This is a genomic window from Ruania alba (genome assembly GCF_900105765.1).
Classification (GTDB): Bacteria; Actinomycetota; Actinomycetes; order Actinomycetales; family Beutenbergiaceae; genus Ruania; species Ruania alba.
The window spans coordinates 1,315,018-1,326,155 of record NZ_FNTX01000002.1; the positions used below are offsets into that span (position 1 = coordinate 1,315,018).

The following is an 11,138-nucleotide window of genomic DNA, read 5'->3' on the forward strand; positions in this document are numbered from 1 at the left end:
ACGATGCACCCGTTCCGCCGACTCCCCGCTGCGCTCGCCGTCGGAGCGCTGCTCTCGACTACGGTCGCTGCGGTCGCGCACGCAGACACCGCTTCAGTCGCAGCCGAGGACCCATCGAACCTGCTGGCGAACCACTCGTTCGAGGACGGCTCCGAAGTGGGGAGTCTGCCGGGCTGGTCGCCGATCTGGCCGGGGTCGGTGGAGTACTTCGAACTGGACGAGACGCGGGCGAGCGAGGGTGCTCGGAGCCTGCGGGTGCTGGATGAGCGCACCGACGGTGGGGGTGGCATGGTGGCCGACGCGGTGCCGGTCGAGGCTGGCGCCGTCTATGAGCTGAGCTTCGACATGTTCCTGGTCTCGGGTGTGCTGAACCCGTTGGTGTACTTCGACGATGCCGACGGCCAGGTGGTGAGTCAGCCGATGAACTCGGTCACCACGACGGCCGGCCAGTGGGAGCAGGTGACGCTCACGTTCGAGGTGCCGGCGGGTGCAGTGGCCGCGCGGGTGGCCCCGTACTCCTCGATCGGTGGCGTGGTCGACGCCTCGATCGACAACGTCTCCTTCGCGCTCGGGACCAGTACCCCGGACGAACCGCGCGACCCGGACAATCCGGACAACGCCGTCGTCAATCACAGCTTCGAGCACGGCACCGGCGTGACCGACCTGCCCGGCTGGGCGCCGTGGTCATCGACCTCGACGAACCATCTCGAGGTCGCCACCGAGACCGCCAGTGACGGTGACCGCAGCCTGCACGTGCTCGACGATCGAGCCGATCAGGGTGCCGGTCTGCTCTCCTCCGACATGCCCGTCGAGCCGGGAGAGGTCTACGAGCTGAGCTTCGACCACTACACGACCTCGGGCGTCCTTCAGCCCTACGTCTACTTCGACGACGCCGACGGACAGCGGATCACCTCCTCCTATGAGATCGTCCGGACGCCCGTCGGTGAGTGGAGCCGCGCCGGGTTCGAGTACACCGTGCCCAGCGGCGCCGCCGTGGCTCGGGTGATGATCTACAGCTCGATCGGCGGACTGGTCGACGCCTATGTCGACGACCTCTACTTCGGCCCCACCTCCGGCACTGTCCCGACGCAGCCGTCGCTGCCGGAGGAGATCACCTCACAGGACTCCGACATCTCCTACCTGGGCACCCCGGTGATGGGCCAGGTGGTCACCAATACCGAGCTCGGCATGGAGAACGGCGTGTCCATGTCCTACGGCGTCTACTCCGGTGTCGCCGGGACCGAGACCCCCGGCACCCTCGTGGTCGCGGAGACCATGACGGGGGAGATCGTCCGCACGTTCCCACTCGATGGGGTGAGCGGTTCGCGGTACATCGCCAGGTCCACGGACGGCAAGATCTACTTCGTCACCACCGGGACGAACAGCCTGTGGGTCTACGACCCGGAGATCGCCGACGTGCGGCGCATCGGCCTGATCAACCCCGACGACCCGAACACCACCGTCGGCTGGTCGCTCACCGAGGGCGCCAACGGGTCGATGTACATCGGCACGTACTCTCAGGGCCGGCTCTACCACTACGACCCCGCTGACGACTCGATCACCGACATGGGCCAGATCGACCCCACCCAGGGGTATATCCACTCCCTCGCCTACGACCATGAGCGGGGCAACCTCTACGTCGGCGCCGGCGGGAACAAGGGGCAGATCTACAAGGTGGAGCCGGACGGCACCACCACGGCCCTGCTCAGTGAGGAGCGCACCCCGGGTGCGACAGAGCACTCGTTCGTCACCTCGTTCACGTTCTCCGGCGATCGCCTCTTCGCCCGGACCGAGCGGAGCCAGCTCATCGTGATCACCGCCGACGACGAAATCGAGTACTGGCAGGGCGGGGACAAGGAGGCATTCGGTTACCACGTCAGCGAGCGCCCGGACGCCCCGGGGCGGTACATCTTCACCTTTTCGGGGACCTTCTGGGAGTACGACTCCGCCACGGCGACCACCAGTGACCTCGGGATCGCGGTGAACGGTTCTCTCAACGACTCGACCTGGACGCAACTGGACGACCCCGCGTGGCCGGGCTGGACCATGCTCGCGGCGACGTCCGGTGGCGTGATCCGGCTCAACCTGGAGACGGGGACCTCGGACGCGGACCCGGTCGACTTCCTGAACCCGGTGCGGATCCAGCAGATCTTCAACGGGCCGGACTCGATGTACGCCTCGGGGTACATGCGTGGCCTGACGCCCTTCGACTCGATGACCGGTGAGGCGGGGGAGACGCACCAGTCCGGCCAGTACGAGGCCGCCGCGGTGCGCGACGACACACTGCTGCTCGCCGCCTACGGCAACGCCCGACTGCTGGAGTACGACCCCGCCGCCGGAGACTCGCCGCGAGAGATCTTCACCCTGGTGGACGAGCTCCAGGACCGGCCGCGGATGGACTACGACCCGGGCACGGACCGCGTCTTCATGGGCACGGTCGCCCATTACGGACACAACCAGGGTGCACTCGCTGTGCATGACTTCGCGACCGGCGAGACCGAGGTGTTCACCGACGAGATCGTCACCGACCAGTCGATCATCAGCGTTCTGCACCACGACGGGCTCGTATATCTCGGGACCACCCTCGACGGAGCCCTGGATGCGCCGGACTCCGGTCAGACCGACGCCCACTTCATCGTCTGGGATCCGGACACGGAGCAAGTCGTGCAGGACATCGTCCCGGTGGCCGGCGACGAAGGTGTGACAGGTCTGATCGTCGGACCTGACGGGTTGATCTGGGGTGTGTCGGAGGACACGGTCTTCCGGTACGATCCGCAGTCCCAGGAGATGGCCTCCTCCGAGGCAATGCTCGGGCACCGGTATGGCGGCGGCACGGTGTGGACCTACGCGCAATTGGCCGTGGGAGCGGACGGGAACGTCTACGGCACGAACCGGTCCTCGCTGTTCCGCATCGATCCAGACACGATGGAGTACAGCCTGGTGGTGAACACGCCGGTGGACAACCTCACGGTGGACGGCGCGGGGAACCTGTACTTCTCGACCTCGGTCTATCTCTTCAGGTACACAGTTCCGGTCGAGACGGCCTGCGACGAGACGCACACCGGCCTGGTCGCGAGCGGGCTCGTCGTCCCTGCCGACACGGTGACCTGCCTCGAGGCCTCGCAGGTGAACGGCCCACTCGACGTGGAGCCGGGTGGGTCTCTCCTGGCGAGCGATGTGCAGATCAACGGCGGCGTGACGTCCGACGGCGCTGACACGATACAGATCCGGGACAGCGCCGTGCACGGCCGCACCGCGATCACGGGAACGTCAGGAACAGTGGTCCTGGCAGGGAACACCGTCCGCGGGCCGCTGATCTGTTCCGACAACGACACGCCTGCCGACGATGAAGGCATCACCAACACAGTTCGTGGGCCCGCGACGGGACAGTGCGCGAACCTGTAGTGCGGCTCTGTCGCACGTGACGTCAGGGTCCGCCGATCGCGAGCAGATCGCGATCGGCGGACCCTGACGTCACGCAGGCTCGAATCCAGGTGGCTCCTCGTTGATCAGGAGCCCTGGCCGATCCGACCACCCTCGGTGTTCCAGACCACGGCGACGGACGGGCGCGGAACGGAAGAGCCGCCGTCGGGCCAGTGCGAGGACGGGTTCGCGAAGCTGGAACCGTCCGTCTCACCCGGGTGCTGCACGTTCACGAAGACCTGGCGGTCGTCCACCCACGGGCCGCAGGTCTCCGCACCGAAGGGCACGGTGAGGAACTGCTTCACCTGGCCGCGGTACGGGCCCTCCACGGCCACGCCGAACAGGCCGTCGTTCGCGCCGAGCGCATTGCCGTCGGTGCTGATCCACAGGTTGCCGAAGGAATCGAAGGTGAGGTTGTCCGGGCAGGAGATCGGGGAGACCTGCTCCGGGTCGAAACCGGCGAAGTGGGTGCTCGGGTCCTGCGGGTCCCCACAGACCAGGAACAGCGACCAGGAGAAGGTGTCGGCCGCAGCGTCGTTGCCTGTTTCGACCAGTTCGAGCACCTGGCCGTGCTTGTTGCCCACACGCGGATTCGCCTCGTCCACTCCGGGGTTCGATCCGGTGCCGCGGCGGCTGTTGTTCGTCAGTGCGACGTACACGTGCCCCGACGTCGGGCTCGGCACAACATCCTCCGGGCGGTCCATCGCCGTCGCCCCGACGGCGTCCCCCGCCTCCCGGGTGAACAGCAGCACCTCTTCCGCGCTCATCCCGGGCACGAAGGATTCGGTGCCCGAGACCAGGGCGATCCACTCGCCAGACCCGTCGAAGGCGCCGTCGGAGGGCAGGTCACCAGTGCCGGTGATCTCCTCGGCCGGGGAGTTGCCGGTGAACCGGGCCACGTACAGCGTGCCCTCGTCCAGCAGCGCGGCGTTGTTCGCCTTGGCGGCGGCGGAGTTGCCCGGCTGGTAGGTGCCGGAGGAGACGAACTTGTAGAAGTAGTCGAAGCGCTCGTCATCACCCATATAGACGGCGACGCGGCCGTCGTTGGTGATCCGCGGCTGGGCCGCCTCGTGCTTGAACCGGCCGAGCGCGGTGCGCTTCTTCGGGGTGGACGTGGGGTCGTACGGGTCGATCTCCACGACCCAGCCGAACCGGTTCGCCTCGTTCGGCTCCTGGGCGAGGTCGAACCGAGGGTCGAAGTCCTCCCACTTGCGCCCCGTAGCGCCGCCGCTCATCCCGTACCGGGCCAGGCGCCCGGAGACCACCGGGTCGCTCACCTGGTTCGCGTTCGCGAAGTACTGGTTGAAGTTCTCCTCGGCGGTGAGCCAGGTGCCCCACGGGGTGAGGCCACCGGCGCAGTTGTTCAGCGTGCCGAGTACCGTCCGTCCCTCGGGGTCGGCCGTGGTGCGCAGGTGCTCGGAGCCGGCGGCTGGGCCGGTGAGCTCGAACGGCGAACCGTTGTGGAAGCGCCGGTTCAGCTCGTGCCCGACCACCGGCTGCAGACCGGCCGGGCCGCCCCGCGGCGGTTCCACGACCACCACGCTCAGACCGTGTGCCGCCCAGGCCACCTGCACCTGCTCGTCGGTGGGGTTCGCCGGGTCGTAGTCATCGAACATCATGTCTTCGCTGGTGTACTCGTGGTTGCTGACCAGCAGTTGTTGACGGCCACGCAGCGGGAGGAAGCCGAGGAAGTCGCAGTTGTAGCCGAACTGGCGCTGCTGCTTCTCGGGCGTCTGGTCGAACGGGTCGAACTCGTCGTCGGGGTCGAAGAGCGGGTCGCCCCAGCGGATCACCACGTCCCAGGCGTACCCGTCCGGCACGGTGAGGGTGTCGGCGGTGTTCGGCTGGACCGGGGTGAACCGGAGCCCGGGGGCGGCGCTCGCCCCGGTGCTCGGGTTGCCCGGGGTTGCGGCCGCTGGTGCGGTGGCACCCAGAGCGCCGACGGCGCCGGTCCCGGCGAGCACCATCCCGGCGCGCAGCACGGATCGGCGGGAGAGTGCACCGGCGACCAGGTCGCCGAAGTACGGGTTCCCTGAGGTGTTCGGGGCCTCCTGGAAGCAGGCGTCGCCGCACTTGGCGCGACAGGTCATGGCGGACCGGCCGCCGGTGTGGGTGATCAGGGGCAGAGATCGGCGCACCACGAGTGTGCTCCTTCGCATCTGAGGGGTTGGACGCCCCAGACGCTACGAAGCGTGGCCGGTCGATCATCTGACCTCTGGATGAACGAGACATGAAAGCTCGTTGACGATCTGTTGCCCAGGATGGTCGGAGAGCCGACTCCGTGTTAATGAAAGATTGGCCATTCGTAAAACGACCACCTAGAAGTGTTCGTCGAATTGGCGGCTGTGCTCACCAGCGGCAACCGCCAGATCGACGTGCGATTCCGGAGGGAGGGTCAGCCCTCCAGCTCGGCGAGCGGGACCAGATCAGCGACGGCGAGCCGGGCCGCCTCGGCCTCGGCGTCGGTCATCGTGCCCAGCGCGGCCTCCTCGGCTGCGGACATCTCGGCGTACGCGCTCACCTCGCGGCGAACGGTCTGCTCGTCCCACTCCAGCAGCGGTGCGACGATCTGCGCCATCTCCTCGAGCGCGCTCACGCCGCGGTCGCGCTGCTCGAAGAACAGTCGGATCCGCCGCATCAGGATGTCCTCCAGATGGAGAGCCCCCTCGTAGCGGACTGCCATCACGACCTCGGCCCGCAGATACGCCGGAGCCGATTCCAACGGCTTGCCCAGCTCGGGGTCGGCGTCCACCAGTTCCAGCAGCGTGTTCAGGTCCGAGCCGTACCGGCTGAGCAGGTGCTCCATCCGCGCCTTGTCCCAGCCGTACCGGGCGGCGATCTGCGGCGCCTGGCGGGTGATCGCCTCGAGGCGGGGCGCGCCGATCAGTGGTGTGTCCGGGGTGACCGACGGCTTGCGCTTCGCCTGGGTCTCGCCAAGGGCGTGATCGACCGCATGTTCGGCCATCAGGCGGTACGAGGTGAGCTTGCCGCCGGAGATGACGGTCAGGCCAGGGGTGGACTCCACCACCGTGTGGTCACGAGAGACCTTCGTCGACGCAGCGCCACCGTCCTTGGTCCCGGGTTGCACGAGGGGGCGCAGGCCCGCGTAGACGCCGATCACGTCGTCGAAGGTGAGGTTGGAGGAGAGGACGTCGTTGGCGTGGTCGAGGATGTAGTCCACATCTGCGCGGGTAGCCACGGGGTGCAGCCGCTCCTCGTCCCAAGGAGTGTCGGTGGTGCCGATGATCCAGTACCGCTGCCACGGGATGATGAACAGCACGGACTTCTCCGTGCGCAGGAACAGGCCGACGTCACCGGAGATGCGTTCCTTCGGGATCACCACGTGCGCGCCCTTGGAGGCGAGCACCTGGAGTCCGCCCTCGTTCCCCCCGAGGGCCTCGGTGTCCTCGGTCCAGACGCCGGTCGCGTTGATCACCCGCTTCGCGCGGATGGTGTGCCGGGCGCCGGTCTCCAGATCGATCACGTCGGCGCCGACGACGCGTCCGCCTTCGTTGATGTAGTCCACCACCTGGGTGCGGGCCGCGGCGTGCGCGCCGAACGAGGCGGCGGTGCGCACCAGGGTCATCACCAGCCGGGCATCGTCCACCCGGGCGTCATAGAACCGGATGCCGCCGACCAGCTTGTCGGCGCGCACGTCCGGGAACAGCTCCTGCACCCCGGCCCGGGAGTAGTGCTTCTGGATCGGCACGGCCATCCCGCGGTGCCCGACCACCGCCATCGCGTCGTACAGGCCGATACCCAGGGCGCTGTAGGCGCGCTCGATCACCGGTTGCTTGAGCGGCCACAGGAACGGTTGCGCCTTGACCAGGTGTGGCGCGGTCTTGGTCAGGAGCAGCCCGCGTTCGCGCAGCCCCTCGGCCACGAGCTTGAAGTCGAGGTTGTACAGATAGCGCACGCCGCCGTGCACCAGCTTGGAGGACCACGACGACGTCCCACCGGCCCAGTCCTGCATTTCCACAATGCCTGTGGTCAGGCCCCGGGTGACCGAGTCGAGCACGATTCCCGCCCCGGTGATTCCACCCCCGACGACGAGGATGTCCAGCGGTTCACCGGACGTCATCGCTTCGAGGGCGGCGGCGCGGCTGTGCTTCGTCAGCGCTGAGCGTGTCACTGCATCTCCTGTGATGGATCGTGGGCCTCGACGTGCTTCCGCTCCGATGGTGCCGCCCAACGCACTGACGTGCAATTGACTTGCACGAACGTGCACACGTCAGAGGTCACGTCGCACGATGCGCGCGTCAATGCCGATCACCAGGGTGGGGGGCCGACGGAGTCGCGCCACACGATCCGGGTGATCGGTTCCGGGTCCGGTACGTGCTCGGTCCCCCGCACGGCCGCCACGAGCGAGTCCATCGCACGCGTTCCCAGGCGAACGTGGTCGATGGCCACAGTGGTGAGCCGGGGGGAGAGCCACTCGCCGAGCAGGTGCTCGTCCCACCCGGTCAGGCTCAGTCGGCCGGGTACCAGCCAGCCGCGTTCGAGGGCCCCGCGTGCGGCGCCGGCCGCCACCACGTCGTTCGCGGCCACGATGGCCGTGGGACCGGAGTCCTCCGGCAGTGCGAGGACGGCGCGACGCCCCACCTCCCCGGACCAGTCGCCGTCCACCACACGGTAGGTGAGGCCCAGTCGTCGGGCCGAGGCGATGAACTCGTCCCGACGCGACCGGGCGGAGGTGTGCCGGTAGTCGCCGGAGACGTGCAGGACGTCGCGGTGCCCGAGCTCGGCGAGGCGGTCCAGGAAGTCGCCGATCCGGGAGGCGTCGGCGAGTGGGCCGATCCCGCGCATCTCGGCGTCGTAGTCGGGTGAGACCATCACGGGCACGGCTGCCGATGTCCACGTCTCGGCCGGCACAGGCGTCAGGCAGAGCACGCCTTCGAACAGGGTGGACTCGGCGATCGCACGCAAGCGCTGGTCGCGCTCGGAGTCGTCGCCGCCGAGGAGGACCACCTCCACGTCGTATCCCTGTTGCCGCGCGGCATCTGTGGCGCCGTTGAGCACCTCCAGGGAGCTGATCGCGTTTCCCGAGGGGAGAACGAGTGCGAGCCGTCCGGTGCGGCGGCCGCGCATCGCCTGCGCCACCAGGCTGGGCCGGTAGTCGAGCTCGGCGACAGCGGACCTGATCCGTTCCAGAGTCGCGGGCTTCATCCCGGCACCCTGATACTTCAGAAACCGCGAGACGGTCTGGTGCGAGACGTCGGCCGCGCGTGCCACATCTCTGATCGTCACCCGGTCGGCGCGGGCCGCTTCCGTCATGCGGACCTCCATGTCATCACGGCCTCATCCTGGCAGATGGTGATCGTTCGGCGTCCTGTCATTGACCCGTCACGACGGTGGGATACGCACCGAAGTGACTGGTCGCTCGGTCCGGTGCGAAGAGGCGATGGCTGGGAGCCGTCGACGGAACCTCGTGCGCAGGGAGCTGAGGTCGGGCAGTAGTCTCGGCGGGGAGAACGGGAGGTGACCGTGTCCCCAGCTGCCCAGGAACGTCGATCGTCCGGCCGTGGCTGTGCGCCCGCGGAGGCGACCCAGCGGCGGAACCGCATCGTGGACCTGGTGCTGCGCGACGGCGCGGTGAGCGTGGACGAGCTCGGGTCCACCTTCGGGGTCTCGCCGGTCACGATCTATCGGGATCTGGCCGACCTGGAGTCCCTCGGCATGGTCGTACGTCAGCGTGGCGTCGTCACGGCTGCCGGCTCCAACCTGCAGGAGGCACCGGCCCGGTTCCGCCTCGGCCAGCACGAGGCGGCCAAGCGGGCCATCGCCCATCACGCCGCCGCCGCGGTGCCGCGCGGGAGTGCAGTGATGCTGGACGATTCCACCACCGGGGTGCTGGCCGCGCGTGAGCTGCGGGAGCAGACGCCGGTGACGGTGGTGACGAACTCGCTGCTGGTGGCGGAGGAGGTCCGCGGGCGCCCGGGGTGCAGCTGGTGCTCACCGGTGGTGAGTACGAGGCCTGGGCCGAGGCTTTGCTCGGACCGGTTGCCGCCACCGTGGTGGGGTCTCTGGCGGCCGACGTCTGCATGGTCTCGGTCTCGGGGATCACCGACGGCGTCACGTACCACCCGTATGCGGAGGTCGCCGCTGTGAAGAAGGCCATGATGGCCGCCTCGGCGCGCAGCGTGGCGCTGATCGATCACACCAAGTTCCGCCGTCGGGCACTGCACCGGGTGGCCCCGTTGACGGCCTTCGACATGGTGATCACCGACGAGGGCACACCTGCGGAGGTGTTGGAACGACTGGGTGAGGCTGGGGTGCACGTCGAGGTAGCGGCACCCGTCACGTAGTTCTTCTCACAATCCATGGAGTTTTTTGCGCCACCGCTGATAATCTGAGTGAAGTCGTCGCGCGCAGAGGCGCCGGGAAGGCAGGAGAGCCATGGGTTTGCGAATCATCGTCGGTGCTGACAGCGCCGGGTTCGACTACAAAGAGAAGATCAAGGCCGACTTCGAGGCCGATGACCGGGTCGACTCCGTCGTCGACGTCGGCGTCGGATCTGACGAGGACGTCGACTACCCGCACGTGGCCGTCGACGCCGCCCGGAAGGTGGCTGCCGGCGAGGCGGACCGGGCACTGCTGATCTGCGGTACCGGGATGGGCGTGGCGATCGCCGCGAACAAGGTGCCGGGGATCCGGGCGTCCGTGGCGCACGACAGTTTCTCCGTGGAGCGCCTGGTGAAGTCGAACAACGCCCAGGTGCTCACCTTCGGCCAGCGGGTGATCGGCCTCGAGCTGGCCCGCAAGCTCGCCGGGGAGTGGCTCGAGCACGTCTTCGACCCGAGCTCGCCCTCGAAGCAGAAGGTCGACGCGATCTGCTCCTACGAGCCCACGGACTGACCGGAGAGCGCCACCGATGACGCAAGGGATCGAGCCCACCCAGCTGTATGACGCCTATGTGTTCGACATGGACGGCACCATCTACTTGGGTGAGGACCTGCTGCCTGGTGCCGAGCGCCTGATCACCGAGCTGCGGCAGCGGGAGATCCCGGTGCGGTTCCTGTCGAACAACCCCACGAAGGATCCCGGCCAGTACGCCGAGAAGTTGGACCGGCTCGGTCTGCCGACCGCGGTGGAGGAGATCGCGAACACCGTGGTGGTGATGGTGCGCTGGTTGCAGGCCAACCACCCCGGCAAGACGGTGTTCCCGATCGCCGAGGAACCGCTCGTGCGCGCCCTGCGCGAGGCCGGGATCGCCATCTCCGAGGATCCGGCCGAGATCGACATCGTGATCGCCAGCTACGACCGCACCTTCGAGTACCGCAAGCTGCAGATCGCCTTCGACGCCATCTGGTATCACCAGCGGGCGATCCTGGTGACCACCAACCCGGACAAGTACTGCCCGTTCCCCGGAGGGCGTGGTGAGCCGGACGCCGCCGCCATCGTGGCCGCGATCGAGGCATGCACGGGAGCCACCCTCGCCAAGAACGTCGGCAAGCCGGACCCGGACATGCTCACCGCTGCGCTCGCCGGCCTGGACGTGGATCCGCGCCGGGCCATGATGGTGGGGGACCGGCTCGGTACCGACATCCAGATGGCCGTGAACACCGACATGGTCTCCACGCTCGTGCTCACCGGTGACTCCACCCGAGTCGAGGCGGAGGCGCTGCCGGAGGCGAACCAGCCCACGTTCGTGCTCGAGCGGATCGACCACCTCGTCCCGGCAGCGCAGCGCGCCGAGCTCGGTTGGACCGACTGAT

Annotated in this window: 6 protein-coding genes and 1 pseudogene; 4 read left to right on the top strand and 3 right to left on the bottom strand. The window is 68.1% G+C overall.

Annotated elements, in window-relative coordinates:
- Nucleotides 1-3: 3 nt before the first annotated feature.
- The gene (locus tag BLU77_RS16300) at nucleotides 4-3,405 is read left to right on the top strand and encodes a carbohydrate binding domain-containing protein (RefSeq protein ID WP_089774105.1); all 3,402 of its coding nucleotides are present in this window, start codon (nucleotides 4-6) and stop codon (nucleotides 3,403-3,405) included.
- 104 nt (nucleotides 3,406-3,509) lie between these two features.
- Here BLU77_RS16300 and BLU77_RS16305 read toward each other — a convergent pair whose 3' ends face one another.
- From BLU77_RS16305 to BLU77_RS16315, 3 genes are all read right to left on the bottom strand, one after another.
- Nucleotides 3,510-5,564, bottom strand: coding sequence for a PhoX family protein (locus BLU77_RS16305; protein ID WP_245708910.1), 2,055 nt, complete (start codon nucleotides 5,562-5,564; stop codon nucleotides 3,510-3,512).
- 254 nt (nucleotides 5,565-5,818) lie between these two features.
- Nucleotides 5,819-7,504 (bottom strand): glycerol-3-phosphate dehydrogenase/oxidase, encoded by a 1,686-nt coding sequence (locus BLU77_RS16310; protein WP_089775927.1) that lies wholly within the window; start codon nucleotides 7,502-7,504, stop codon nucleotides 5,819-5,821.
- Between the two features lie 188 nt (nucleotides 7,505-7,692).
- Nucleotides 7,693-8,697, bottom strand: coding sequence for a LacI family DNA-binding transcriptional regulator (locus BLU77_RS16315; RefSeq protein WP_089775929.1), 1,005 nt, complete (start codon nucleotides 8,695-8,697; stop codon nucleotides 7,693-7,695).
- Between the two features lie 210 nt (nucleotides 8,698-8,907).
- Between BLU77_RS16315 and BLU77_RS22760 the strand changes: the two are divergent.
- The 3 genes and pseudogenes from BLU77_RS22760 to BLU77_RS16330 all read left to right on the top strand — a co-directional run bounded on the left by BLU77_RS22760 (nucleotide 8,908) and on the right by BLU77_RS16330 (nucleotide 11,137).
- Nucleotides 8,908-9,728: pseudogene (locus BLU77_RS22760) on the top strand (DeoR/GlpR family DNA-binding transcription regulator).
- A gap of 91 nt (nucleotides 9,729-9,819) precedes the next feature.
- The gene (locus BLU77_RS16325; RefSeq protein WP_089774106.1) at nucleotides 9,820-10,278 is read left to right on the top strand and encodes a ribose-5-phosphate isomerase; all 459 of its coding nucleotides are present in this window, start codon (nucleotides 9,820-9,822) and stop codon (nucleotides 10,276-10,278) included.
- Between the two features lie 16 nt (nucleotides 10,279-10,294).
- Nucleotides 10,295-11,137: an HAD-IIA family hydrolase gene (locus BLU77_RS16330; RefSeq protein WP_089774107.1), complete on the top strand. Its 843-nt coding sequence runs from the start codon at nucleotides 10,295-10,297 to the stop codon at nucleotides 11,135-11,137.
- Nucleotide 11,138: the final 1 nt, after the last annotated feature.